The 24,840-nt window shown below is 60.9% G+C and carries 27 protein-coding genes; 17 read left to right on the top strand and 10 right to left on the bottom strand.

The annotated features are described in order from the left end of the window. The first annotated feature begins 93 nt into the window (after positions 1-93). From tilS to ispD, 5 genes are all read left to right on the top strand, one after another. On the top strand, positions 94-1,377 hold the full coding sequence (gene tilS / locus BUQ73_RS20525; protein WP_079229452.1) for a tRNA lysidine(34) synthetase TilS: 1,284 nt from the start codon (positions 94-96) through the stop codon (positions 1,375-1,377). A gap of 269 nt (positions 1,378-1,646) precedes the next feature. After that, entirely contained in the window at positions 1,647-3,275 is a 1,629-nt protein-coding gene (locus tag BUQ73_RS20520) for a CTP synthase (RefSeq protein ID WP_079229451.1), read from the top strand. A 199-nt stretch (positions 3,276-3,474) separates the two neighbouring features. Continuing rightward, on the top strand, positions 3,475-4,764 hold the full coding sequence (gene eno / locus BUQ73_RS20515; RefSeq protein WP_012270853.1) for a phosphopyruvate hydratase: 1,290 nt from the start codon (positions 3,475-3,477) through the stop codon (positions 4,762-4,764). 156 nt (positions 4,765-4,920) lie between these two features. After that, the gene (gene ftsB, locus BUQ73_RS20510; RefSeq protein ID WP_023534037.1) at positions 4,921-5,202 is read left to right on the top strand and encodes a cell division protein FtsB; all 282 of its coding nucleotides are present in this window, start codon (positions 4,921-4,923) and stop codon (positions 5,200-5,202) included. After that, the gene (ispD, locus tag BUQ73_RS20505; RefSeq protein ID WP_079229450.1) at positions 5,199-5,906 is read left to right on the top strand and encodes a 2-C-methyl-D-erythritol 4-phosphate cytidylyltransferase; all 708 of its coding nucleotides are present in this window, start codon (positions 5,199-5,201) and stop codon (positions 5,904-5,906) included. The genes ftsB and ispD overlap by 4 nt, the downstream gene beginning before the upstream one ends. Before the next feature lie 120 nt (positions 5,907-6,026). On the opposite strand, the gene BUQ73_RS20500 is transcribed toward ispD, so the two are convergent. Continuing rightward, complete coding sequence (locus BUQ73_RS20500) at positions 6,027-6,923, bottom strand: LysR substrate-binding domain-containing protein (protein ID WP_079229449.1); 897 nt, start codon at positions 6,921-6,923, stop codon at positions 6,027-6,029. A 108-nt stretch (positions 6,924-7,031) separates the two neighbouring features. Here BUQ73_RS20500 and BUQ73_RS20495 point away from each other — a divergent pair, with 108 nt between their 5' ends. The 8 genes from BUQ73_RS20495 to rpoS all read left to right on the top strand — a co-directional run bounded on the left by BUQ73_RS20495 (position 7,032) and on the right by rpoS (position 14,248). Then, a complete protein-coding gene (locus tag BUQ73_RS20495; RefSeq protein ID WP_079229448.1) occupies positions 7,032-8,144 on the top strand; it encodes an S-(hydroxymethyl)glutathione dehydrogenase/class III alcohol dehydrogenase in 1,113 nt (370 codons plus the stop codon). Positions 8,145-8,152: 8 nt separating this feature from the next. Then, the gene (gene fghA / locus BUQ73_RS20490) at positions 8,153-9,007 is read left to right on the top strand and encodes an S-formylglutathione hydrolase (RefSeq protein ID WP_079229447.1); all 855 of its coding nucleotides are present in this window, start codon (positions 8,153-8,155) and stop codon (positions 9,005-9,007) included. A 161-nt stretch (positions 9,008-9,168) separates the two neighbouring features. Then, on the top strand, positions 9,169-9,642 hold the full coding sequence (gene ispF, locus BUQ73_RS20485; protein ID WP_079229446.1) for a 2-C-methyl-D-erythritol 2,4-cyclodiphosphate synthase: 474 nt from the start codon (positions 9,169-9,171) through the stop codon (positions 9,640-9,642). Continuing rightward, the gene (gene truD / locus BUQ73_RS20480; RefSeq protein WP_079229445.1) at positions 9,639-10,697 is read left to right on the top strand and encodes a tRNA pseudouridine(13) synthase TruD; all 1,059 of its coding nucleotides are present in this window, start codon (positions 9,639-9,641) and stop codon (positions 10,695-10,697) included. The genes ispF and truD overlap by 4 nt, the downstream gene beginning before the upstream one ends. After that, positions 10,685-11,434 carry a 5'/3'-nucleotidase SurE gene (gene surE / locus BUQ73_RS20475; RefSeq protein ID WP_079229444.1) on the top strand — a complete coding sequence of 250 codons (750 nt, stop codon included), beginning with the start codon at positions 10,685-10,687 and terminating at the stop codon, positions 11,432-11,434. The genes truD and surE overlap by 13 nt, the downstream gene beginning before the upstream one ends. Before the next feature lie 41 nt (positions 11,435-11,475). Further along, complete coding sequence (locus BUQ73_RS20470) at positions 11,476-12,114, top strand: protein-L-isoaspartate(D-aspartate) O-methyltransferase (protein WP_177326721.1); 639 nt, start codon at positions 11,476-11,478, stop codon at positions 12,112-12,114. A gap of 160 nt (positions 12,115-12,274) precedes the next feature. Beyond that, complete coding sequence (locus BUQ73_RS20465) at positions 12,275-13,132, top strand: peptidoglycan DD-metalloendopeptidase family protein (protein ID WP_079230601.1); 858 nt, start codon at positions 12,275-12,277, stop codon at positions 13,130-13,132. Positions 13,133-13,240: 108 nt separating this feature from the next. Continuing rightward, complete coding sequence (gene rpoS / locus BUQ73_RS20460) at positions 13,241-14,248, top strand: RNA polymerase sigma factor RpoS (protein ID WP_016392283.1); 1,008 nt, start codon at positions 13,241-13,243, stop codon at positions 14,246-14,248. A gap of 608 nt (positions 14,249-14,856) precedes the next feature. Here the strand turns inward: rpoS and fdxA are convergent. The 3 genes from fdxA to BUQ73_RS20445 form a co-directional block, all read right to left on the bottom strand. Further along, the gene (gene fdxA, locus BUQ73_RS20455; protein ID WP_051097441.1) at positions 14,857-15,180 is read right to left on the bottom strand and encodes a ferredoxin FdxA; all 324 of its coding nucleotides are present in this window, start codon (positions 15,178-15,180) and stop codon (positions 14,857-14,859) included. A 140-nt stretch (positions 15,181-15,320) separates the two neighbouring features. After that, positions 15,321-17,894 carry a DNA mismatch repair protein MutS gene (gene mutS, locus BUQ73_RS20450; protein ID WP_079229443.1) on the bottom strand — a complete coding sequence of 858 codons (2,574 nt, stop codon included), beginning with the start codon at positions 17,892-17,894 and terminating at the stop codon, positions 15,321-15,323. 50 nt (positions 17,895-17,944) lie between these two features. Continuing rightward, complete coding sequence (locus BUQ73_RS20445) at positions 17,945-18,922, bottom strand: tyrosine-type recombinase/integrase (protein WP_152031589.1); 978 nt, start codon at positions 18,920-18,922, stop codon at positions 17,945-17,947. Positions 18,923-19,022: 100 nt separating this feature from the next. On the opposite strand from BUQ73_RS20445, the gene BUQ73_RS20440 reads away from it, so the two are divergent. From BUQ73_RS20440 to BUQ73_RS20430, 3 genes are read left to right on the top strand one after another with little or no spacing between them, the layout of a single operon-like run. Next, complete coding sequence (locus BUQ73_RS20440) at positions 19,023-20,117, top strand: ATP-binding protein (RefSeq protein WP_152031588.1); 1,095 nt, start codon at positions 19,023-19,025, stop codon at positions 20,115-20,117. A gap of 2 nt (positions 20,118-20,119) precedes the next feature. Next, positions 20,120-20,443: an STAS-like domain-containing protein gene (locus BUQ73_RS20435; protein ID WP_079229440.1), complete on the top strand. Its 324-nt coding sequence runs from the start codon at positions 20,120-20,122 to the stop codon at positions 20,441-20,443. Beyond that, on the top strand, positions 20,440-21,096 hold the full coding sequence (locus tag BUQ73_RS20430) for a hypothetical protein (protein WP_079229439.1): 657 nt from the start codon (positions 20,440-20,442) through the stop codon (positions 21,094-21,096). The genes BUQ73_RS20435 and BUQ73_RS20430 overlap by 4 nt, the downstream gene beginning before the upstream one ends. Before the next feature lie 72 nt (positions 21,097-21,168). Here the strand turns inward: BUQ73_RS20430 and BUQ73_RS20425 are convergent, their stop codons facing one another. The 5 genes from BUQ73_RS20425 to BUQ73_RS28760 all read right to left on the bottom strand — a co-directional run bounded on the left by BUQ73_RS20425 (position 21,169) and on the right by BUQ73_RS28760 (position 23,151). Next, positions 21,169-21,360, bottom strand: coding sequence for a DUF4224 domain-containing protein (locus BUQ73_RS20425; protein ID WP_079229438.1), 192 nt, complete (start codon positions 21,358-21,360; stop codon positions 21,169-21,171). Continuing rightward, positions 21,351-21,689 carry a hypothetical protein gene (locus BUQ73_RS20420; protein WP_237772724.1) on the bottom strand — a complete coding sequence of 113 codons (339 nt, stop codon included), beginning with the start codon at positions 21,687-21,689 and terminating at the stop codon, positions 21,351-21,353. The genes BUQ73_RS20425 and BUQ73_RS20420 overlap by 10 nt, the downstream gene beginning before the upstream one ends. Continuing rightward, complete coding sequence (locus BUQ73_RS20415; RefSeq protein WP_079229437.1) at positions 21,686-21,937, bottom strand: hypothetical protein; 252 nt, start codon at positions 21,935-21,937, stop codon at positions 21,686-21,688. The genes BUQ73_RS20420 and BUQ73_RS20415 overlap by 4 nt, the downstream gene beginning before the upstream one ends. Beyond that, positions 21,934-22,344: a hypothetical protein gene (locus BUQ73_RS20410; protein ID WP_079229436.1), complete on the bottom strand. Its 411-nt coding sequence runs from the start codon at positions 22,342-22,344 to the stop codon at positions 21,934-21,936. The genes BUQ73_RS20415 and BUQ73_RS20410 overlap by 4 nt, the downstream gene beginning before the upstream one ends. Positions 22,345-22,428: 84 nt before the next feature. Further along, on the bottom strand, positions 22,429-23,151 hold the full coding sequence (locus BUQ73_RS28760; protein ID WP_237772723.1) for a hypothetical protein: 723 nt from the start codon (positions 23,149-23,151) through the stop codon (positions 22,429-22,431). 57 nt (positions 23,152-23,208) lie between these two features. Here BUQ73_RS28760 and BUQ73_RS20400 point away from each other — a divergent pair, with 57 nt between their 5' ends. After that, positions 23,209-23,859, top strand: coding sequence for a hypothetical protein (locus BUQ73_RS20400; protein ID WP_079229435.1), 651 nt, complete (start codon positions 23,209-23,211; stop codon positions 23,857-23,859). A gap of 50 nt (positions 23,860-23,909) precedes the next feature. Here the strand turns inward: BUQ73_RS20400 and BUQ73_RS20395 are convergent, their stop codons facing one another. Next, a complete protein-coding gene (locus tag BUQ73_RS20395) occupies positions 23,910-24,833 on the bottom strand; it encodes a DNA cytosine methyltransferase (RefSeq protein WP_079229434.1) in 924 nt (307 codons plus the stop codon). Positions 24,834-24,840 lie beyond the last annotated feature (7 nt).

Genomic DNA, 24,840 nt, shown 5'->3' with positions numbered 1-24,840 from the left:
GAAGGCGACGCGGTGCACGGCACCGGCTTCGCCGGTGTTCGCGGGTAAACTCGCTCCCACGGGGATTTGGTTATCAAGCCGAGTGAGGCGCACATGATCAACCTCACCCCCTGGCTCAATGCCCCCACCTGGTACATCGCCTTCTCCGGCGGCCTCGACTCCACTGTCCTCCTGCACCTGCTGGCCGGGCACGCCCGCATCCCCGTAACCCCGCCGCTACGCGCCCTCCATATCCATCACGGCCTACAACCTGCTGCCGACGCCTGGCCCGCTCACTGTCAAGCCATCTGCGACAAGCTCGGTATCGAACTCCAGGTCATCCACGTCCAGGTCCCCCCCGGCGCTAGCCTCGAACAGGCTGCACGCGACGCTCGCTATGCTGCCTTCATGAGCGTGCTCGGTCCCGGAGACATCCTGTTCACTGCCCAGCACCGCGACGACCAGGCCGAAACCATGCTTTTTCGCCTGCTGCGAGGTGCCGGCCTGCGTGGCCTTGCGGCGATGCCCGAACAGCGCCCCCTTGGGCAGGGCAGCCTGGTCCGGCCGTTGCTGGCCACCTCGCGCCAGCAGCTGCATGACTACGCCCAGGCCCAAGGGCTGGTGTGGATCGAAGATCCGACGAACGCAGATTGCGCCTTCGACCGCAACTATCTGCGCGCGCAGGTGTTCCCGCACTTGCAACAGCGTTGGCCGCAGGCCAGCCAGAACTTCGCCCGTTGTGCCGAGCACCTGGGCGAGGCCCTGGGCTTGCTCGATGAACTGGCACTGGGCGATCTGGCCAAGGCCGGGGAGGGCGCCGCGCCGGCCTGGGCTGCCTTGCAGTCGCTCGATCTGGCGGTGCTCACCCGTTTGTCACCTGCACGGCAGCGCAATGCCCTGCAGCACTGGCTGAGCCAGCGAACCCGCCTGCCCGATACCCGTCATTGGGCAGGCTGGGTGGACCTGCGCGATGCGGCGGCAGATGCACAACCGATCTGGCGGCTTGCCGATGGTCGGTTAGTACGCAGTCACGGTCGCATCTGGTGGCTGAGTGGTGACTGGTTGAAGCTGCCGGTGGGCGAGGTGCCCTGGCGCGATCCTGGCGAGGCGCTGGCGCTGCCGAGCAACGGCAGTGTGCGTCTTGATGTCGCCCAGCCGCCGGGCGAACTGCGTATCGCCTATCGCCAGGGCGGCGAGGTGCTGGATATCCCCGGCCGCGGCCGACGCGACCTCAAGCGCCTGCTCAACGAGCTGCAGGTCCCGCACTTCGTGCGTCCGCGCCTGCCACTGCTATATTGCGGCGAGCGCCTGCTGGCGGTGGCCAATCTGCCTTCGCTGGCGCAGGCCGATTGCCAGCTTCACTGGCAGCCGCCGACGAACGCGCAAGGTTTGAGCTGAAGGGTACATTCCGGTAGACTACCCTCCCTTCTTGATACAACTTCTGTGGCTTCCCCGGAAACACAGCAGTTGCCGATTACCAAGCAGTTTTTTGCTGGGCTGATTCTGGAAATGACGAGCGAGCTCCATGCCGGGGATACCCCTGGTCTGTACAGACGCGGCAGTTTTTCGAGATGCACTGTGATTGACGCGGGTGATCGGGGGCTTCGGCCTTCCTTCGCTTTCTCCGGCGGCGCTGGCCGCCTTAACGCAGACTTCTAGGGTTTTTCATGACGCGCTACATATTCGTCACGGGCGGTGTTGTTTCTTCATTGGGGAAAGGCATTGCCTCGGCTTCCCTGGCGGCCATCCTGGAAGCGCGGGGCCTGAAGGTCACCATGCTCAAGCTGGATCCGTACATCAACGTCGATCCGGGCACCATGAGCCCGTTCCAGCATGGTGAAGTGTTCGTCACCCACGATGGCGCCGAGACCGACCTCGACCTGGGCCACTACGAGCGGTTCATCCGCACCACCATGACCCAGAACAACAACTTCACCACCGGCCGCATCTACGAGCACGTGCTGCGTAAAGAGCGTCGTGGTGACTACCTGGGCGCGACCATCCAGGTCATCCCGCACATCACCGACGAGATCAAGCGTCGCATCATCAAGGGTGCCGGCGATGCCGACGTGGCCCTGGTGGAAATCGGCGGTACCGTGGGTGACATCGAGTCGCAGCCGTTCCTCGAAGCGATCCGCCAGCTGCGTGTCGAAGTGGGCTCCAAGCGCGCCATGCTGATGCACCTGACCCTGGTCCCGTACATCGCCACCGCCGGTGAGACCAAGACCAAGCCGACCCAGCACTCGGTCAAGGAGCTGCGCTCCATCGGCCTGCAGCCTGACGTGCTGATCTGCCGTTCCGACCACCCGGTCGACGCCTCGTCGCGCCGCAAGATCGCGCTGTTCACCAACGTTGAAGAGCGTGCGGTGATTTCGCTGGAAGACGTCGACACCATCTACAAGATCCCAGGTGTTCTGCACGCCCAGGGCCTGGACGACTTCGTCGTCGAGCGCTTCGGCCTGCAGTGCAACAGCGCCGACCTGTCCGAGTGGGACAAGGTGGTCGATGCCAAGCTCAACCCTGAGCAGGAAGTGACCATCGCCATGGTCGGCAAGTACATGGAACTGCTGGATGCGTACAAGTCGCTGATCGAAGCGATGAGCCACGCCGGCATCACCAACCGTACCAAGGTCAACCTGCGTTACATCGATTCCGAAGACATCGAGAACCAGGGCACCAGCCTGCTCGAAGGTGCCGACGCCATTCTGGTTCCGGGCGGTTTCGGCCTGCGTGGCGTGGAAGGCAAGATCACTGCGGTGCAGTACGCCCGTGAGAACAAGGTCCCGTACCTGGGCATCTGCCTGGGCATGCAGGTGGCCGTGATCGAGTTCGCCCGTAACGTGATGGGCTGGAAAGACGCCAACTCCACCGAGTTCGACCGCAACAGCGGCCACCCGGTGGTCGGCCTGATCACCGAGTGGGCCGATGCCACCGGTGCCGTCGAGACCCGTACCGAAGCTTCCGACCTGGGCGGCACCATGCGCCTGGGCGCACAGGACTGCCAACTGGCTGCCGGTTCCAAGGTGCACGACTGCTACGGCAAGGACATCATCACCGAGCGTCACCGCCACCGTTACGAAGTCAACAACAACCTGCTGCCACAACTGGTCGATGGCGGCCTGGTGGTTTCCGGTCGTTCCGAAGACGGCGCGCTGGTCGAAGTGGTCGAGGCCAAGGATCACCCGTGGTTCGTTGCCTGCCAGTTCCACCCGGAGTTCACCTCCACCCCGCGTGACGGTCACCCGCTGTTCAGCGGCTTCGTCAAGGCGGCCCTGGCCCAGAAGAACAAGGCCTGATTTTTTCAGGTCTTTGATGAGTTTTCCGACGGTTAAAGCCGCGCAAGGCTCATTTCTCGGGTAAAGTACGCCCCGATCTACCCCTGACCGCTCGGTCAGGGGTTGCTTCTGCCAGGCCTGCCTGCTGCGTCCCCGCCTGGTGCAAGGCAAGAATTCCCTAAGCTGCGTTGTTTTCGTCAATTCTGGAGTGCTTACAACAATGGCAAAAATCGTCGACATCAAAGGTCGTGAAGTTCTCGATTCGCGTGGCAACCCCACTGTGGAAGCCGATGTACTGCTCGACAACGGCATCATCGGCAGCGCTTGCGCGCCGTCCGGTGCTTCCACCGGCTCGCGCGAAGCGCTGGAGCTGCGTGATGGCGACAAGAGCCGTTACCTGGGCAAGGGCGTGCTGAAGGCCGTCGCCAACATCAACGGCCCGATCCGTGAGCTGCTGCTGGGCAAGGATCCTTCCGACCAGAAGGCTCTGGACCGCGCCATGATCGAACTGGACGGTACCGAGAACAAGGCCAAGCTGGGCGCCAACGCCATCCTGGCTGTGTCCCTGGCTGCCGCCAAGGCTGCTGCACAGGATCAGGACCTGCCGCTGTACGCGCACATCGCCAACCTGAACGGCACCCCGGGCCAGTACTCGATGCCGGTTCCGATGATGAACATCATCAACGGTGGCGAGCACGCCGACAACAACGTCGACATCCAGGAGTTCATGGTTCAGCCGGTTGGCGCCAAGACCTTCTCCGATGGCCTGCGCATGGGCACCGAAATCTTCCACCACCTCAAAGCTGTGCTGAAGGCCCGTGGCCTGAACACCGCCGTGGGTGACGAGGGTGGTTTCGCCCCGAACCTGGCTTCCAACGAAGACGCCCTGGGCGCCATCGCCGAAGCCGTGGAAAAAGCCGGCTACAAGCTGGGCACCGACGTGACCCTGGCCCTGGACTGCGCGGCTTCCGAGTTCTACGAAGACGGCAAGTACAACCTGTCCGGTGAAGGCAAGTCGTTCGACGCCGAAGGCTTCGCCGAGTACCTGAAAGGCCTGACCGAGCGTTTCCCGATCATCTCGATCGAAGACGGCCTGGACGAGTCCGACTGGGCTGGCTGGAAGATCCTGACCGACAAGATCGGTGAAAAGGTGCAGCTGGTCGGCGACGACCTGTTCGTGACCAACACCAAGATCCTCAAGGAAGGCATCGAGAAGGGCATCGGTAACTCGATCCTGATCAAGTTCAACCAGATCGGCTCGCTGACCGAAACCCTGGAAGCCATCCAGATGGCCAAGGCTGCCGGCTACACTGCGGTGATCTCGCACCGTTCCGGTGAAACCGAAGACTCGACCATCGCCGACCTGGCTGTGGGTACCGCTGCCGGCCAGATCAAGACTGGCTCGCTGTGCCGCTCCGACCGCGTCTCGAAGTACAACCAGCTGCTGCGCATCGAAGAGCAACTGGGCGCCAAAGCGGTTTACCGTGGTCGTGCCGAGTTTCGCGGCTAAGCAAGAGATGGTAAAAAGACAGCAGCCGAGGCTGTCGGAACTTTCGATCTGAAATTTCTGACGCTTCATGCGGGTTTCTGTCAACGAAGCCTGGCCTCGGCCAGGCTTCGTGCTATATGACGCCCGTGTGCGGCGGTCTTTAACCTGGATACCTTGATGCGCAGTCCCTATTGGTTGTTCCTTGTCCTGCTCCTGCTGCTCGGTGGCCTGCAGTACCGCCTTTGGGTGGGTAACGGCAGCCTGGCGCAAGTGGCCGAGCTCAAGCAGCAGATCGACGAACAGCACGCCGAGAACGAGCGGCTGCTGGAGCGTAACCGCGTGCTCGATGCCGAGGTGCTGGAGTTGAAGAAGGGTATGGAGACCGTCGAAGAACGGGCTCGTCATGAACTGGGAATGGTCAAAGAGGGCGAAACCCTCTTCCAGCTGCCGCAAAAATGAATGAATCTTTGCCGGCCTTCTGGGCCGTAATTCCTGCTGCGGGCGTCGGTGCCCGCATGGCTGCCGACCGCCCCAAGCAATACCTGGAGTTGGCCGGGCAGACCATCCTCGAGCACAGCCTCGACTGTTTTCTTGGCCACCCCTCGCTCAAGGGCGTGGTGGTCAGCATTGCCGAAGATGACCCGTACTGGCCTGGCCTGCGTTGTGCCAGCGACCCGCGCATCCAGCGTGCAGCGGGTGGTGACGAACGTGCCGACTCGGTGCTCAATGCCTTGTTGCTGCTGCATGCCCAGGGGGCGTCGGACAACGACTGGGTGCTGGTGCACGATGCGGCGCGGCCGAACCTGGCGCGTAGTGACCTGGACAAGCTGTTGTCGGAGTTGGCCGATGACCCGGTAGGCGGGCTGCTGGCGGTGCCGGCGCGCGATACCCTCAAGCGCGCCGATGCCAATGGGCGGGTGGCCGCTACGGTGGACCGCAGCACCATCTGGCAGGCCTATACACCGCAGATGTTCCGCCTGGGCGCGCTGCATCGGGCTTTGGCCGAGAGTCTGGTTTCCGATGTGGTGGTGACCGACGAGGCGTCGGCTATCGAGTGGTCGGGGCAGGCGCCGCGGCTGGTCGAAGGGCGCAGCGACAACATCAAGGTCACCCGGCCGGAAGATCTGGAGTGGTTGCGCCAGCGCTGGGCGGGCAGGCGCTGAGATTGCAGGGGCCGCTTTGCGGCCCTTCCGCGACACAAGGCCGCTCCTACAGGAGATCGCATTTCCCTGTAGGAGCGGCCTTGTGTCGCGAAAGGACCGCGCAGCGGTCCCGGCATTCGATCAGGTCACCCGATACTCTGGCAACTCCGCCAACCCTTCCTTCAGATAATCCACCAACCGCCTTACCTTCGGCGATAAGTGCCTTTGCTGCGGATACAGCGCCCAAACCGCCGTATTCGGCGGCTGATGCCCCTCCAGCAACGAAACCAGTGCGCCACTGTTCAAGTGCTCGAGCACGTAATAGTCCGGCAGCTGGCACAACCCCATCCCCAGCAGCGCCGCATCCAGCACGGCCTGGCCACTGTTGCAGCGCCAGTTGCCCTGCACCCGCTGGCTGATCTCGCGGCCATCCTGCAGCAGCGCCCACAGGTCGGAACTGCCGATCAGGCAATTGTGCCGAGCCAGTTCTGACAGGCTGTGCGGTCGCCCGTAGCGCTCCAGGTACGCCGGCGAGGCACACAGGTACATGCGCCGCGGCGCAAGGCGCGTGGCCACCAGCCGCGAGTCGGCCAGCCGGCCCAGGCGGATCGCCAGGTCCATGCCTTCGTGCAGCAGGTCGAGAGTGCGGTTGCTCAGCTCCACTTCGACCCGCAATTGCGGATACAGCGCCATGAACCGCGTTACCAGCGGCACGATGAAGCGCTCACCATAGGCCACCGCACAGGTCATGCGCAGCAGGCCCTTGGGCTCGCTGGCCAGGTCACCCATGGCGCGCAGCGCTTCCTCGCGACCGTCCTGAAGGCGCTGACAGTGCTGCAGAAAGGTCTGCCCGGCTTCACTCAAGGCCACCCGGCGGGTACTGCGGTACAGCAAACGGGTTTGCAGGCGTTCTTCAAGGCGGGCGATCTGCCGGCTGATGTGGGATGACGACACGCCCAGGCGCTCGGCTGCAGCCGTGAACTGACCCGACTCGGCCACGGCGACGAATTCGTCGATGCCTTCCCAGCGGCTGCTCATGGATTATCCCTGTGTGGCAATAATGTTTTGGCTTTGCCTGGATTATTCATCAAAAGCGCGTGGATTACACTGCTGGACTGAATCGATCCATTGTCTGGAGACCCTGTGATGATCAAGTCCCGTGCTGCCGTTGCCTTCGAGGCCAAGAAACCCCTGGAAATCGTCGAAGTCGACGTGGCCATGCCCAAGGCCGGCGAGGTGCTGCTGCGCGTGGTCGCCAGCGGTGTCTGCCACACCGACGCCTACACCCTGTCCGGCGCCGACCCGGAAGGCATCTTCCCGTCGATCCTCGGCCATGAAGGCGGTGCGATCGTCGAAGCCGTGGGCGAGGGCGTTACCTCGGTGGCGGTGGGCGATCATGTGATCCCGCTGTACACCCCGGAATGCGGCAAGTGCAAGTTCTGCCTCTCGGGCAAGACCAACCTGTGCCAGGCCATCCGCGCCACCCAGGGCAAGGGCCTGATGCCGGACGGCACCACCCGCTTCTCGTACAAGGGCCAGCAGCTGTTCCATTACATGGGCACCTCGACCTTCTCCGAGTACACCGTGCTGCCGGAAATTTCCGTGGCCAAGATCCAGAAAGAAGCACCTCTGGAGAAGGTCTGCCTGCTGGGTTGCGGCGTCACCACCGGTATCGGCGCGGTGCTCAACACCGCCAAGGTCAAGCCGGGTGATACCGTGGCCATCTTCGGCCTCGGCGGCATCGGCCTGTCGGCAGTGATTGGTGCGGTCAAGGCCAAGGCCTCGCGCATCATCGCCATCGACATCAACCCGGCCAAGTTCGAAATCGCCCGCCAGCTGGGCGCTACCGACTGCATCAACCCGAAAGACTACGACCGCCCGATCCAGGAAGTGATCGTCGACCTCACCGACGGTGGCGTGGACTTCTCCTTCGAGTGCATCGGCAACGTGCAGCTGATGCGCGCGGCCCTGGAGTGCTGCCACAAGGGCTGGGGCGAGTCGGTGATCATCGGTGTCGCCGGTGCTGGCCAGGAAATCGCCACCCGTCCGTTCCAGCTGGTGACCGGCCGCGTCTGGCGTGGTTCGGCATTCGGCGGCGTACGTGGCCGCAGCGAGCTGCCAAGCTACGTGGACATGGCCGAGAAGGGCGAGATCCCGCTGGATACCTTCATCACCCACACCATGGGCCTTGAGGACATCAACAAGGCCTTCGACCTGATGCACGAAGGCAAGAGCATCCGCAGCGTGATCCACTTCTGAGGTCAGCCATGAGCCTGGATAACATCTCCTGCCAGAAGAGCTTCGGCGGCTGGCACAAGCGTTACCGGCATCACTCCAAGGTGCTGGGTTGCGACATGGTGTTCGCCGTCTACCTGCCGCCACAGGCAGAGCAGGGTGAGAAGCTGCCAGTGCTGTACTGGCTCAGCGGCCTCACCTGCACCGACGAGAACTTCATGCAGAAGGCGGGTGCCCAGCGCCTGGCAGCAGAGCTCGGCTTGATCATCGTCGCCCCCGACACCAGCCCGCGTGGCGAGCAGGTGGCGGGCGACCCTGACGGCGCCTGGGACTTTGGCCTCGGCGCCGGGTTCTACCTCAACGCCACCCAGCAGCCCTGGGCCCAGCACTATCGCATGCACGACTATGTGGTGCAGGAACTGCCGGCCCTGATCGAGGCGCACTTCCCGGCGTCCGAGCAGCGCAGCATCAGCGGCCATTCCATGGGGGGCCATGGCGCGCTGGTGTGCGCCTTGCGCAACCCGGGGCGCTATCGTTCGGTGTCGGCGTTCTCGCCGATCAGCAACCCTATGGATTGCCCGTGGGGTGAGAAAGCCTTCAGCCGCTACCTGGGTGAAGACCGTGCGCGCTGGCGTGAATGGGATGCCAGTGTGCTGCTGGCGGAAGCGCCTGCAGGCGAGTGCCCGCCGCTACTGGTGGACCAGGGCGACCGTGATGACTTCCTCGAGAAGCAACTCAAGCCTGAAGCGCTGGAGCAGGCCGCACGCAAAGGCGGGCATGAACTGACCCTGCGCTTGCAGCCCGGCTATGACCACAGCTACTACTTCATCGCCAGCTTCATCGACGAGCACCTGCGGCATCATGCGAAGGCACTGGGGCGCCTGTAGGAGCGGCTCCAGGATTTCGGCGCCATCGCCTCTGTCGCCAGGGCTGCTGCGCAGCCCTTTCCGACCGGTCCGGCGCCCCGGCAAGGCCGCTCCTACGTGGCAGCCCCAATAGCGGCTAAAGCAGGTAGAATCACGCCCTGACTCAATCAGGGCGTTTTTCTATGCGTATTGGCCACGGCTACGATGTGCACCGTTTCTGCGACGGTGATTTCATTACCCTGGGTGGGGTGCGTATCCCCCACAAATACGGCCTCCTGGCCCACTCCGACGGTGACGTGCTGCTGCACGCCCTGAGCGATGCCTTGCTTGGCGCTGCCGCGTTGGGCGACATCGGCAAGCATTTCCCCGACACCGACCCGCAGTTCAAGGGCGCCGACAGCCGCGTGCTGCTGCGTCACGTGGTCGCTATCGTCAAGGCCAAGGGCTGGCAGGTCGGCAATGTCGACGCCACCATTGTCGCCCAGGCCCCGAAAATGGCCCCGCACATCGAAACCATGCGCCAGCTGATTGCCGAAGACCTGCAGGTCGAACTCGACCAGGTCAACGTCAAGGCCACCACCACCGAGAAGCTCGGTTTCACCGGCCGCGAGGAGGGCATTGCCGTGCATGCGGTTGCCCTGCTGCTGTCAGCATGACCGAACTGGACCTGCTGGGCCCGCGCGCGTCGGGCGAATCGTTGGGTAGCGCAGTACTCAAGGCCGTGGCTGAAGATTTCCAGGTCGACGAGGTGCTGGATATCCCGTTGTCCGGCCAGGGCGAGCACCTGTGGCTGTGGGTCGAGAAGCGCGACCTCAACACCGAAGAAGCTGCCCGCCGCCTGGCCCGCGCCGCCGGTGTACCGGTGCGCGCCATCAGCTATGCCGGCCTCAAGGACCGCCAGGCCCTGACCCGCCAGTGGTTCAGCCTGCACCTGCCGGGCAAGGCCGACCCGGACCTGTCCCGTGCCGAAGACGACACCCTGCGCGTACTCAAGCAGGTGCGTCACCAGCGTAAGCTGCAGCGCGGTGCCCATTCGGCTAACGGTTTTACCCTGCGTCTGACCGCCCTGGCGGCTGACCGCCAGGCCCTTGATGCTCGCCTGGAGCAACTCAAGCAGCAGGGCGTGCCGAACTACTTTGGCAGCCAGCGTTTCGGTCACGGCGGCGGCAACGTCCACGACGCTCAGGACTGGGCCGCGCGCAAGGCTCTGCCGGAACAGCGCAATGTGCGTTCGCGCCTGCTTTCGGCGGCGCGCAGCTATGTGTTCAATCAGGTGCTGGCGGCGCGTGTCGCTGATGGCAGCTGGCAGCGCGCCCAGGTCGGGGACCTGTTGGCATTCACTGATAGCCGTAGTTTCTTTCCTGCTGGAGAGCAGGAATGTTCCGATCCTCGCCTGGCAATTCTTGATTTGCATCCGACTGGCCCGATGTGGGGGGAAGGCCCTTCGCCCGCGGCTGGCGCGACCTCCGAGCTTGAGACGGCGGTCGGCGAGCGCCACCTGGCACTGTGCCAATGGCTCGCATATGCGGGCATGAGTCACGAACGGCGCATCCTGCGGCTCCCTATTGGCGGCCTGACGTGGCATTATCCCGAGCCTGATATCCTGCAACTGGAATTCGTCCTTCCGGCCGGATGCTTCGCCACCGTGGTGGTGCGCGAACTCGTCGATCTGGTGCCGGCAGGGCAGACGGACAGCCCATGCGTATTCTGATTTCGAATGACGACGGTGTTACGGCACCGGGCCTCGCCGCGCTACACGGTGCGCTGGCGGATTATGCCGAGTGCGTGGTGATCGCCCCGGACCAAGACAAGAGCGGCGCTGGCAGTTCGCTGACGCTGGACCGGCCGCTGCACCCGCAGACCTTGGCCAACGGCTTCATCAGCCTCAATGGCACGCCTACCGATTGTGTGCACCTGGGGCTCAACGGTCTGTTGCCGGAGCCTGTGGACCTGGTCGTCTCGGGCATCAACCTGGGGGCCAACCTGGGTGATGACGTGATCTATTCCGGTACGGTCGCCGCCGCGCTGGAAGGCCGTTTCCTGGGCGGCACCTCGCTGGCGTTCTCGCTGCTGTCGCGGTTGCCCGACAACCTGCCGACCGCCGCCTTCATCGCCCGCCGCCTGGTGGAGGCGCTGCCGCGCCTGCAACTGCCGCCGCGGACCGTGCTCAACGTCAATATCCCCAATCTGCCGCTGGAGCACATCCGTGGCATCCAGCTTACCCGCCTCGGTCACCGGGCGCGGGCGGCGGCGCCGACCAAGGTGGTCAACCCGCGTGGCAAGGAAGGCTACTGGATCGCCGTGGCCGGTGATGCCGAGGATGGTGGGCCAGGTACCGATTTCCATGCCGTCATGCAAGGTTACGTGTCGATCACCCCGTTGCAGCTGGATCGTACGTTCAACGATGCCTTCGAACAGCTCGACGGCTGGCTGGAGGGCCTGCTCTGATGCGTGAACAGGACGATCTGCAGCGCCGTGGCGGTATCGGCATGACCTCGCAGCGGACCCGCGAGCGGTTGATCCAGCGCCTCTATGAAGAGGGTGTGTCGAACGCCAAGGTGCTTGACGTGATTCGCCGTACCCCGCGCCACCTGTTCGTCGACGAGGCGCTGGCGCACCGGGCATACGAAGACACGGCGCTGCCGATCGGGCACAACCAGACCATCTCCCAGCCGTTCATGGTGGCGCACATGAGCGAACTGTTGTTGGAGGCGGGGCCGCTGGACAAGGTATTGGAGATCGGCACCGGTTCCGGCTACCAGACCGCGATCCTGGCCCAGCTGGTCGAGCGGGTGTTCTCGGTAGAGCGGATCAAGGTGTTGCAGGATCGGGCCAAGGAACGCTTGGTCGAGCTCAACTTGCGCAATGTGGTGTTCCGCTGGGGCGATGGCTGTGATGGCTGGCAGGCGCTGGCACCCTACAATGGCATCATCGTTACTGCGGTGGCCCCGGAAGTGCCGCAGGCGCTGCTCGACCAGCTGGCGCCGGGAGGGCGGATGGTGATTCCGGTCGGCCCGGCCGGCGAGGTGCAACAGCTGATGCTGATCGTGCGCGAAGAGCACGGCTTCTCCCGTCGTGTGCTGGGTGCAGTGCGTTTCGTGCCGCTGCTCAATGGCCCGCTGGCCTGAGCCGTCAGGAATATTTGCAGCAGCAACGAATTCTTGCAGCATGGCCCTGTCTATCTGGCGGGGCCTGGGCCCTGCCAATGCCGTCTGGCTTGGTTATAATTGCAACAATATTGCATTTCATATCGTATTATCGATTTTCGGCACCATGAGGGGAGCGCGGGTGGGGCACACAGTCATTCGGCAGCGCAAGGATCGGTCGGTTTTAAAGCTTCTGGTGATTGCACTGGCCATGGGCACCCTGCTGACAGGTTGCTCCAGCACAGGCTCCAGCGGGGCGCGCGTGGTCGACCGCAACACTGCTGCGCCCAAGCGACCTGCAGTGACCTCGGGGCAGTACGTCGTCAAACCTGGCGATACCCTGTTTTCCATCGCGTTCCGCTATGGCTGGGACTACAAGGAGCTGGCCGCGCGTAACGGTATTCCCGCCCCCTACACCATCCGCCCGGGCCAGGCGATCCGTTTCAGCAGCGGTTCTGCCAGCAGTACCACGGTGGTCTCCAGCCCGTCTTCCTCGAGCAGAACAACGGTCATTCGTCGCCCTGCAGGAACGCCTATCAACACCCCGGAAAACGGCGGAAAGCCGACGCCAACAACACCCGCCACGCCTGCTCCGGTGGTTGCCACGGTGCCCGCAGCAGAGCGGGCGGTGGGCAACTGGACGTGGCCAGCCAATGGCGTGCTGATTGGAAAATTCGCTTCAAACGGTAGTTTGAATAAAGGCATTGATATCGCCGGTGATTTGGGACAGCCTGTTTTTGCTGCGTCTGATGGTGCGGTGGTCTACGCCGGGAGTGGCTTGAGGGGCTACGGCGAACTGATCATCATCAAGCACAGCGATACCTACGTCAGTGCCTACGGTCACAACCGCAGGCTGTTGGTTCGGGAGGGGCAGCAGGTCAAGGCAGGGCAGTCGATTGCTGAAATGGGGTCCACGGGCACTGATCGGGTGAAGCTGCATTTCGAGATTCGCCGCCAGGGCAAACCCGTCGATCCACTCCAGTTCCTGCCACGTCGTTGATCGTTGTGCCCGGCCTGTTCCTGTGACGTAAAGGGGACAGGCTCCTGCGTTGCCAGGGAGACAGGCGCCGCATGAGTCTGAGTTCGAACTCAGCAAAGGACTATAACAATGGCTCTCAGTAAAGAAGCGCCGGAGTTTGACATCGACGATGACGTCCTCCTCATGGAGACGGGCATCGTTTTGGAAACGGATGTGGTGTCAGACGAACCTGCTGTACCTTCGGTTCGGACCAGGGCCAAGTCAGGCTCTTCGCTCAAGCAACACAAGTACATCGATTACAGCCGGGCGCTCGATGCCACCCAGCTGTATCTCAACGAGATTGGATTCTCGCCTCTGCTTTCGCCGGAAGAGGAAGTGCACTTTGCGCGCCTGTCGCAAAAGGGTGACCCAGCCGGCCGCAAACGCATGATCGAAAGCAACCTGCGCCTGGTTGTGAAAATCGCACGTCGTTACGTAAACCGTGGCCTGTCGCTGCTCGACCTGATCGAGGAGGGCAACCTGGGGTTGATCCGTGCGGTGGAGAAGTTCGACCCAGAGCGCGGTTTCCGCTTCTCGACCTATGCGACCTGGTGGATCCGCCAGACCATCGAGCGGGCGATCATGAACCAGACCCGCACCATTCGCCTGCCGATTCACGTGGTCAAGGAACTCAACGTCTACCTGCGGGCCGCGCGCGAACTGACCCAGAAACTCGACCACGAGCCGTCGCCGGAAGAAATCGCCACGCTGCTGGAAAAACCGGTCGCCGAGGTCAAGCGCATGCTGGGCCTGAACGAGCGTGTGTCTTCGGTGGACGTGTCGCTCGGCCCGGACTCGGACAAGACCCTGCTCGACACCTTGACCGACGATCGCCCGACCGATCCGTGCGAACTGCTGCAGGATGACGACCTGTCGCAGAGCATCGATCAGTGGCTGGGTGAGCTGACCGACAAGCAGCGCGAGGTGGTGGTGCGCCGCTTCGGCCTGCGGGGGCATGAAAGCAGCACCCTGGAAGATGTTGGCCTGGAGATCGGCCTGACCCGCGAACGGGTACGGCAGATTCAGGTGGAGGGGCTCAAGCGCCTGCGCGAGATCCTCGAGAAGAACGGGCTTTCCAGCGAGTCGCTGTTCCAGTAAGCCTGGCTGTACCGTATGCAAACGCCCCGATGACCTCGGGGTGTTTTTTATTTTCGGCATTTCGGTAACCCAGTACTGGCCTCTTCGCGGGCAAGCCCGCTCCCACAGGATCACCACAGGCCTGAGGTTTGCGCCCTCTCTGTGGGAGCGGGCTTGCCCGCGAAGAGGCCGGTAGAGACGGCATAAATATGGAGCCGAGCAATGTGTACGGCGCTACCCCTGATGCATGGCGTGTAAGCCTTTGCTTACTCTTTATGTAAGCCATCTGTGTAACTACCAGTAAATCAAAGTCGTTTTCAGATAATGATTTTTCGTAAGTGTATGAAAAATATGTATTTTTAGGCTGTGTGGAAATGTGTCCCCAGTATTATCTTGAGAGATCCTGCAGTTGCCTGCCTTGGGGAACTCGCTAATATTCGAACTGTGCACACGGACATGCACAGGCTTTCAGGGAGAAGGCCAAGGACATCGCAAGACGCGATTTCATCAGGATGATGTTTGGGACAAGCAGGGACTACGGAAAAAATGTGGGCGGGTCAAACCGCCCCTTTTTTTGCCCGCAGAAAATTAAAAAAGGCCCGTTGCGGGCCTTTTTCGTATCCGTGCGCTTAGCGCTCCAGGTCGGCGATCTTGCCGGTCTTGCCATCCCACTCTTCAGCGTCGGGCAGGGCGTCCTTACGCTCGGTAATGTTCGGCCAGATCTCCGCCAGTTCGGCGTTGAGCTCGATGAAGTTTTCCATGCCTGCAGGGATCTCGTCTTCCGAGAAGATCGCCTGGGCCGGGCACTCAGGCTCGCACAGTGCACAATCGATGCACTCGTCCGGGTGAATCACCAGGAAGTTCGGGCCTTCGTAGAAGCAGTCCACCGGACAGACTTCCACGCAGTCGGTGTATTTGCATTTGATGCAGTTGTCGGTGACGACGAAGGTCATTTCTAGTTCTCTCCTCAGGCGACGGCGGCGGCCCTTCCTCTCAGGGCCGCGCGGTTTACGGGCATGTGGCTGCAGGCCAGGCTAATAACCTGCAGCACCAGCAAACCGCGGCGGATTCTACCAGCTTGTAGTGGGCGCCGTTATAACAGGTTCTTTAGTTGATATAGCATTTCGATAGCTTGACGCGGGGTCATGTCATCCAGGTCCAGCTTGCCCAGCTTCTCGATGGCCGGGTGTGGCAGGCTGGCGAACAGGTCGCTCTGGTGCGGGACTTGCGGCTCGTCCTTGGCCTTTTTCGTCACCGGTGCTTCATGGGGCAGGCTGGTGGTTTCCAGCCGGCCCAGGTGCTCGCGAGCGCGCAGGATCACTGGCGCCGGCACACCCGCCAGCTGCGCCACGGCCAGGCCGTAGCTTTGGCTGGCTGGGCCAGGCAGCACGTGGTGCAGGAAGACGATACGCTCGTTGTGCTCGGTGGCGTTCAGGTGCACGTTGGCCACCAGCGGTTCACTCTCCGGCAGTACGGTCAGCTCGAAGTAGTGGGTGGCGAACAAGGTATATGCACGCAGCTGGGCCAGGCGCTCGGCGGCGGCCCAGGCCAGCGACAGGCCGTCGAAGGTGCTGGTACCACGGCCGACTTCGTCCATCAGCACCAGGCTGCGTTCAGTCGCGTTGTGCAGGATATTGGCGGTTTCGCTCATCTCGACCATGAAGGTCGAACGCCCGCCGGCCAGGTCATCGCTGGAGCCGATACGGGTGAAGATGCGGTCGACCAGCGACAGCTCGCAGCTGGCTGCCGGGACGAAGCTGCCGATGTGCGCCATCAGCACGATCAGGGCGGTCTGGCGCATGTAAGTGGACTTACCGCCCATGTTCGGGCCGGTGATGATCAGCATGCGCGTGCTGTTGTCCAGGCCCAGGTCGTTGGCCACGAACGGCGTGGTCAGCACCTGTTCGACCACCGGGTGGCGGCCCTGCTCGATACGCAGGCACGGCTCGTCGGTGAAGCGCGGGCAGTTCAGGTCGAGGTTCAGCGCACGCTCGGCCAGGTTGCTCAGCACGTCGATTTCGGCCAGGGCGGCAGCGCTGTCCTGCAGCGGTGCCAGGTGGCTGATGAGGGTTTCCAGCAGCGCGTCGTAGAGCATCTTTTCGCGCGCCAGGGCGCGGCTCTTGGCCGACAGCGCCTTGTCCTCGAAGGCCTTGAGCTCGGGTGTGATGAAACGCTCGGCTCCCTTGAGGGTCTGGCGGCGGATGTAGTCGCCTGGCGCCTGCTCGGCCTGCTTGGTCGGCAGCTCGATGAAGTAGCCATGCACACGGTTGTAGCCGACCTTGAGGTTGGCCAGGCCGGTGCGGGCCTTTTCACGGGTTTCGAGGTCGATGAGGAACTGCCCGGCGTTTTCGCTGATTGCCAGCAGCTCGTCCAGCTCGCTGTCGTAGCCGGCCTTGAGCACACCGCCATCGCGAATCACTGCTGGCGGATTGTCGATGATTGCACGTTCCAGCAGGCTGGCCAGTTCCGGGTAGGTTCCGGTGATGGCTGCCAGGCGCGCCAGGTGCGCAGCCTCCAGCTCGCTCATGGCGTTCTGCAGCTCGGGCAGGGCGCCAAGGGCGTCGCGCAGGCGCGCCAGGTCACGCGGGCGGGCATTGCGCAGGCCGATACGGGCGAGGATCCGCTCGATATCGCCGATTTCCTTGAGTTGCGGTTGCAGCTTTTCGAAGCGGTAGCCGTCGAGCAGGCAGCGGATCGAGTCCTGGCGCGCCTGCAGCACCTTTAGGTCGCGCAGCGGGCGGTTCAGCCAGCGGGTCAGCAGGCGGCTGGCCATGGCGGTCTGGCAGCGGTCGATCACCGATTGCAGGGTGTTGTCGCGCCCGCCGGCCAGGTTGACGTCCAGTTCCAGGTTGCGGCGGCTGGCGCCATCCAGGATGACCGTGTCGTCCAGGCGCTCGTGGCGCAGGCTGCGCAGGTGTGGCAGGGCCGTGCGCTGGGTTTCCTTGGCGTAGGTCAGCAGGCAGCCAGCAGCGCCGATGGCCAGGGTCAGCTTGTCGCAGCCAAAGCCTTTGAGGTCCTTGGTCGCGAATTGCTGGCACAGGGCCTTGCGCGCCGAATCGCGGTCGAAGTCCCATGGCGCGCGGCGACGGGCACCCGGGCGCTTCTCGGCGGGCAGGTCGCGTGGCCAGTCGTCGGGGATCAGCAGCTCTACCGGGTTCAGGCGCTCGAGTTCGGCCAGCAGGTTTTCCCAGCCCTTGATCTCTTGCACGCTGAAGTTGCCGCTGGTGATGTCCAGCACCGCCAGGCCGAACAGGCGTTCGTCACCGAGCAGGGCGGCAATCAGGTTGTCGCGGCGCTCGTCGAGCAGGGCCTCGTCACTGACCGTGCCGGGGGTGATGATGCGCACCACCTGGCGTTCCACCGGGCCCTTGCTGGTGGCCGGGTCGCCGATCTGCTCGCAGATCACCACCGATTCGCCAAGCTTGACCAGCTTGGCCAGGTAGCCCTCCAGCGAATGGAACGGAATGCCGCACATGGGGATCGACTGGCCGGCCGACTGACCGCGCGCGGTCAGGGTGATGTCCAGCAGTTTCGCGGCTTTCTTCGCATCTTCGTAGAAGATCTCGTAGAAATCGCCCATGCGGTAGAACATCAGCTGGTCCGGGTGCTGGTTTTTCAGCTTCCAGTACTGCTGCATCATTGGGGTATGGTCGGAAAGACTGGACATTCAAGGCCTTACAGCTGTGCGTCTATTAGACAATTGCGAAACGTCTAATACTACAGGCTTTTTTTCGGCATTGCTGGGGGCTGTGCGATGTCAATTTTACGCAGGCGCAGGTAGCGCTCGGTCATCTTGGCGTTGGTGTGGCCGCCGAGTTTTTGGGCATCGTTGCCCTGGTCGTCGGTGTCGGTCAGCGACTTCGCCCTGAGGTCGTGGATGGTTGCTCCGGTGACCTTTGCTTTCTCGCAAGCCTTCTTGAAGGCGTCCTTCACCGTCTCGTAGGAGACCGGTTTGCCGCCGCCCCGGGTGCAAAACAGTGTGAGCCCGCGCACCTTCCTGGGGATGGCCTTTGCCCTTGCAATCAGCTGTTCAAGATCCGGTGTCATGCCAACAATAAGCTTGGCGCCCGTCTTCTGCTGGTCGAAGGCGATACCCTTGTCTGTGATATCCGAAAGCTTGATGGCCAGCACATCGCCAATTCGCTGCCCCGTGAGATAGCACATCTCGAGGATCGAGCGGATGTAGGGGGACGCGGCGCCGCATATTGCCGCGAATTCCTCGTCGGTGATGTACCGGTCACGCTTCTTCTCGACGTGCCGCTTGATGCCGGTGCAGGGGTTTGAGTCGACAATCTGCTGTTCCAGGGCGTAGGCGAACACCATCCGGAGGAACGAGATCACTCGATTGGCCATGTTCGGCGTGTCGGACATGTGCAGCTTGAGTGCGGCCACATGCCTCGGCAGCACCTGGCGGGGCTCGAACTCGGCCAAGTTCTTCTTCAAACGCTCGGCCGCCGCTTCGTACTGCTTGATAGTGTTGTCTGCCAGGCGCCCACGCATCGCGTCCAGCGCGTCATCGATTAGCTTGGGCATTCCGCCCTGGCCCTTGCCGCCCATGATCTTGGCGTAGGCGAGCAGGGCTCCCTGGTAGTCCTTGTCCAGGCGTTCCCACTTCCCCTTCCTTACCAGGTAGTAAGCCCCATGCTTCATGTACATGCATGGTGGCAGATGCCTATCCCTTTTTCGTGGCCTCATCGCCCACGCTCCCTCTTATCATTTACGTTGACTGGTACCCCCTCAAATGCTATTAGCACGTCGCAGGACGTATCAGCTAAGAGCACTGGAGCAGCGGTAATTGAAGAAAAGCAACCCGGAAAGAGAGTTTTTTCGACGTAGAGCTGGCGTGGCTCGGTGGCTTAATGAGCTGTCGAGAAAGGACTTTTCTTATACCGGTCGTAAGAAATCAGGTGTATCTAAAGGCGCTGGATGGGAGGTTATCGTTGCTCCAGCAATTATTTCCATCTATGGCTTTGGTAAGAAAAATAAGCACTATGATGAAACTGTAAAGTTTCTAGAGGATATTAAGAAGCGATTCCTTAAAAAGGATTGCTTTGTGGATTTTAGTAGTACGTCCAGCATTACTGCTGCAGCACTGGTTGTTGTCTACGCTGCCTTGGACGAGGCGCGAATTAAGCGCACCGGGAATGCTGAGGTTATATGGTCAAAGAAGAATCAGCGGGTCAATGCCATTCTTCGGGCAAATAATATCCATAAGCTTATCCGGGGTGTTAAATTTAGTTATGCTTTGGATAGTGTTAAGTCCATGCCAGTCATTTCGAGTGTTGGTAGTGAAATGATGGAGGAGATTATTGACTTTATTCAGAAGCGTATTTATGTGGATATGAGTCCTACCACGGAGCACATCTATGGGGATGCTGTTTCGGAGACGATAAATAATGTTCGTCTTCATGCTTATCCCGAAGCTTCGCCAGCTGATAAAAAATGGTGGCTTATGTGCAGTGTGGTAGGTAAGCAACTTTATCTTGCTATTTACGATACTGGTGTAGGCATTCCAAAAACAGTTGTGGAGCGCCCGTGGTTTCTGAGAGCAGTTGAGCTAACCCACCCGGAAAAATATTCGGATCTTGTGGCTGAGTATCCAGAAAGAGAAAAATCTTGGCTTTTGGCGCTAGTACCGACTAAGATATCAGATGAAGATTTGATTTATTTGTCGATGCAGGGTGATGTTTCAGGAACAAAAGAAGATAAGCATGGTCAAGGAAGTAAGAGCATACTTGCTTTAGTGAATGATACGGAAGATGGGGTTTTGTGGGTTTTTAGTAATAGCGGGCTTTATAAGTTCAATCAGTCGGACAAGAAGCCTGAGCTGTATCGATTGCCAAAGTCGTTCCCTGGCACTTTGGTCCAATGGAATATTGAGTTGCCTTAATTATGCATACCATAACGGTGGTAAAAGACTTTAACAAGAAGCCTTACGGACGCTACCCTGAGGATGGCGATGGGTGCGGTCAGTATTTTCGTGAAAAAGTGTTGGCTCCTGCGCTGCGTAAGTATGATGCAGTACATGTCGTTTTGGATGGTTATAACCGCTATGGTAGATCATTTTTAGATGAAGCCTTTGGCGGCTTGATTCGCAATGAAAAATTTACCTATCAAGACCTTAAAAGTCGTCTGACTTATACTCATTCCCTGGTTAAGAGTATAGAGTTGGTGATCGATGATCGATTGGAAGCGGCTAGGAAGGCCTGTGAATGAATTTTGAGAACTTACCAGGGCAACTTTTGGCACTGGCCTTGGGTTGGTCGTTTACCGTATTTATTCAAAATAGGTCTAATCGACGTGCTGAGGCGCTCAAGCGAAAAGACAAAATCATTGATAAGCTCGAAGATCTTGCGGATTGGGTTGAGTCTGAAATCGGAAAGGATGATTTTTCCTCGGTCCGTACCGAGTCAACGTTCGCAGGATTGGTGACTCAGATTGAAGTTAGAATCGGTCATCTCAATCGTCACGTCGGTAAAGATATTTTTGATGCGGCTCTGCTGTCGAGTCTTCGAGAGATCGAGATTCATGAAAAAGCAGAAGATAACGTTGAAACTCCATATTTGATTCGCGACGCGGCTGCTGATGTTACTGAGCAGATAGAAATGTGTTGCGATCAGGAGTATTTTGCAAGGCGTGGCGTTATTGCTGCGCTTAATGATTATTACCACTGGTTTAAAGGTGGTATATCTCTTGCGGTACTGGTGGCTTTACTAATTGCTGTGGTTCAGTTCTACAAGAATTATATTCATATTCCATTGGGTACTTGTGTATACGGCACTCAGTGCGAGCGGGGGCCTATGGCTCCTCCTCTAAATGATATCCCGGCGCACAAGAAGTATCTTGAGCCTCTGATTCCAACTAAGTAATCTTCGGCTTTGCCGCTCAGGCGAGCGGCAGTGCCGTCCCGCCTTTTCTCCTCACGTCGTGCATCTGCCGCCTTAAAGCCTAAGCTCCGGCCCTTTCCTTTCGATTTGACCGCCAAGGCGGGCGAAAACGACCTGACGCAGCACCTTCGGCTTACCGTCGGCGCCAATCACGAATCCAAACTTCTCATCCTTCAGCCAGCGGACCTGGTCCTTTGGGCGGAGGTAGCCCGTCATGTCGGCTACCTCATCCGGGGTCATGAACATGGTTTGTCTCCTGCGGCCAGGGCTTCAGCCTTCAGCGAGGAGTACGCCACCCCGTCGAGCGCGCTGTCCTCGTGGAACTTGTCGGGGTTCTGCCACTGTCGCACATCCTTCAGCACTTGGAGCAGCAGCCACCCTTCGGCCTCGGTGAGGTCGCGGCCGGTGATGGCGTTGAATGCCTGGACGGTGCGACCCATGCTGCGCTCGCCGCCAGGGGCGTCGTACTGCTTGCCGCGCTCAGCCTGCACGTCGATCGCTGCCTGCAGGAAGTCGACGGAGGTTTTAGGGACGGGTTCGGACAGATCGCCTATGCGGATTCGATCAGTGTTCACAGCTCATACCTCTCATCAATCCAGCGCCCAGGCGCCAGAGCGGGTGTAGGTTCGGGTTGGGTTTCGTGCGGGGAGAGCTGGCGCTGGTTGCTGGCCTGCAGCTGGCTGTCGGGGATGCAGCTGATGCCGACCTCATTGAGCAGGTAGCAGGTGACGCCTCGCTGGCTGTCGTGCTGCACGTCGATGACGTTATCGGTTGCGCTGGCGCCGGTGGCCAGTAGCAGGAGGCAGAGGGCGAGGCGGCTCATGGTTTGAACTCGACTGCCGGGACAACCTGGCGGGCGTAATCGAGCACGCCCTGCGACCAGTCTTCGCCTACGCCGTCGTCGAAGGCGAACAGCATGCCGCCGAGGGCGCGGCGCAGATTGCGGATTTCTTCGACCATCGCGACAACGACGGCAGGTCGGGCCTCCCGGTAGTGAGCCTCTGCATGGACGTGTGGATCGCCGATCCCGTAGAACTGGACACCCAGGGCCTGGCCGTCGTAGTTCAGGTAGTCGGCAGTCAGTTCGACGGAGCCTTCACCGCCGCACCCGGGGCATTCGATCCAGCCTTCTTCGGTATCGGCGACCTGGGCGCTGTCGAAGTCTTGCGGTGTAGCAGCCTTGGCCGCCGCCTCGATCGCGTCGAGGTCCAGCTCAATTTTTTCGGGCACGGTCGTTCCTTGGCCGCCATATCGCGGCAGTGAATAGAGGGGAGAGGGGTTACAGCTGGTCGGAGTACATTTGTACTCCTGTGGTCATTCGCCTTGATTGGCCAGTGCGTTAAGGCGCTGAAAGGACGTGCCGGGGATGCCGTGGGCGCGATCATCTGGCGGCACATCCTCGTCGCGCAGGTCGTAGCGCTTGAGCAGGTTGATCAGCTGGCGCTGGTCATGAATGGCCTGGATGCACGGGTGACCAGGTAGATCCGCTGGTTTCTCGAAGCAGATCCGGTCATAGCCATTGCCGCCGACATGCCAGGCGATCGGCTCGCTCGGTTCTGCGCTGGCGGATAGAGCAACTCGCACCTTCTGGATCAGCTGCCATTCGGCGTCACTGCGGCCCACGCCATCGTCGATGAACTCGAGCACCTCACGTAGCAGCGCATGCGCCCCGGAAAGTGCTGCGCCGTCCATCGGCCCCATGCCAACAATCGGCAGCCCAGTCGCCGCCGCATCCCTCTCTGCCTCTTCTTTGGTCCACCAGAAGGCAGTACCAACCATCCAGGCTATAGGCTCGGGGTGGGGCTGCGGGGCTGGAAGAATGTCGGCCAGGGCGATATCGGGCGCTTTGCACTGGGCGGCATCTATGGCGGCCATCGCCAAGTCGCGGTCGCGCATGCCGTGCACGCCCCTTAGGCGCGTGATGCACGCTGTAGCGGCCTCGACCTGCTGCTCTGTCCAGATGCTGCGCTCTACCAGCATGTAGCCTTCGGGTACGCTGACCATCTCGGTGTTGCTGGATCGGTTTTCTGTGGGCATGGACACACCTCGGAAGTATGATTCTGTGCTGAACTCGGATTGCTCAAGGAGAGTGTCGTGAAGTACGAAACTTCAGTGGTGTATGTTGAGGAGCTACCAAAGCTAGCTATCGATACGGGATTTGACTTGACAACCTTCTTGGGTTTTCTAGTGACTATGGTGGTATTTGCTTTAGGTACCTGGCTGGCAATGCGGAATGCTGATAAAAATTCAGAAGTACAGCGCGAGCTTCTACGGCTGAGCCTTGATAGTCAGGCGAAGAGTCTTTCGGATCAAATAGAAAGCCAAGAGAAAATATCAAAATCAAATGCATTGAAGACCAGTCGGCAGGAGTGGATCAATAGTCTTCGCAGCGAGATCGCTCACCTTCTCTCGGTGGCGCATGAAATTCATGGCTTGGCTTACGATGTGAGAGATCCGAAGATTCGGGGTGAGAGTACGGAGCAACTTCAGGACTCATGGCGTGAACATAGATCTAAGGCGGATAAGTTCTATGCTTTTGTGGCGAAGGCTAGGTTTCATGTTTCGAATATTCAACTGCACTTAAACCCTGCGGAGCCAGAGTCGCAAGAACTGCAGGGTTACATCGACCGGTTAATAAGTGATGCTTACGACAATAAACGTATAATCGATCATGTCGAAGCTATTATCAAAGTGTCTCAAGTGATTCTTAAAAAAGAATGGGTTCGCGTCAAAGAAATGGTCTAACTAAATACTTGTTCTGTGACGGCAAGGCAGTAGCTGGCATCGCCGAGGGGTCAGGCGGCTTTCATTAGCGCCTCGATAACGCGCTGTCCGGCCAATGGTGGTACCGCATTGCCGGCCATGTGCATGGTCAGCCGGTGGTTGTCGGGGCGCAGGGTGTCGGCCGGGAACGACATGGCGGCCAGGGCCTCGCTGGCGCTGAGCATCCGCATGCGGTCGCCGTCGACCAGGGCCCAGCGGTCCAGGGTGGTGATGGTGCCGATCGGCCGGTTGATGTCGCGGCCGGTGGTGCCAGAGCCCTTACCGTAGTAGGGCATGATGAAGCGGTCGCCGAAGCGCTGGCGCCCGTTGCGCACCCGGTCGAGGGTGGCTTGAGCCCGGCCTGGCTTCTCGATTGGCGACCAGCGCCCGGCGTCGAAGTCGAGGAAACTGGCGGCCGGCACATGTCGTTCCTGCGGCAGCTGAAGCATCAGCGGGGCCTTGCTGCGAGTCAGCACCATGAACAGTCGCACCCGGTGCTGCGGCACGCCAAGGTCGGCGCAGTCCACGATGTGCGGAGCGGCCTGATATCCCAGCGCCTGGACCGCCTGCAGCCAGGCAGGGTAGAGCACCCAGTCGGTGAACTCCGGCACGTTCTCGATCACTGCCGCATGTGGTCGGTGGAACTCCAGAGCCGATACCGGCGCCCATGCCGTCGAGCGCGAAGCGTCGTGCTGAGGGTTGCCAGACTTCTTTCCGCGAGCCTTCGTGTGACCTTGGCAGCAGGGCGAGGCCAGCAGGATGTCATGTGCAGGCACCTGCTCCCAGCGAGCTTGGTGCAAGTCCTGGCAGACGTGTTGCGTGTCGGGGTGGTTGGCGCTGTGCCATTCAACGGCCACCGGCCAGTGATTTGCCGCCCAGAGAACCTGGACGCCTGCGGCGCGCGCGCCGGTGCTCCATCCGCCGAGGCCGGCGAACAAGTCGATAGCTGTTGTCATGCTGAAG

Source organism: Pseudomonas putida (assembly GCF_002025705.1).
In the GTDB taxonomy this organism is placed as follows: Bacteria; Pseudomonadota; Gammaproteobacteria; order Pseudomonadales; family Pseudomonadaceae; genus Aquipseudomonas; species Aquipseudomonas putida_J.
Note: the sequence above shows the minus strand (reverse complement) of the source record. Positions and strands in the feature narration are given on the sequence as shown.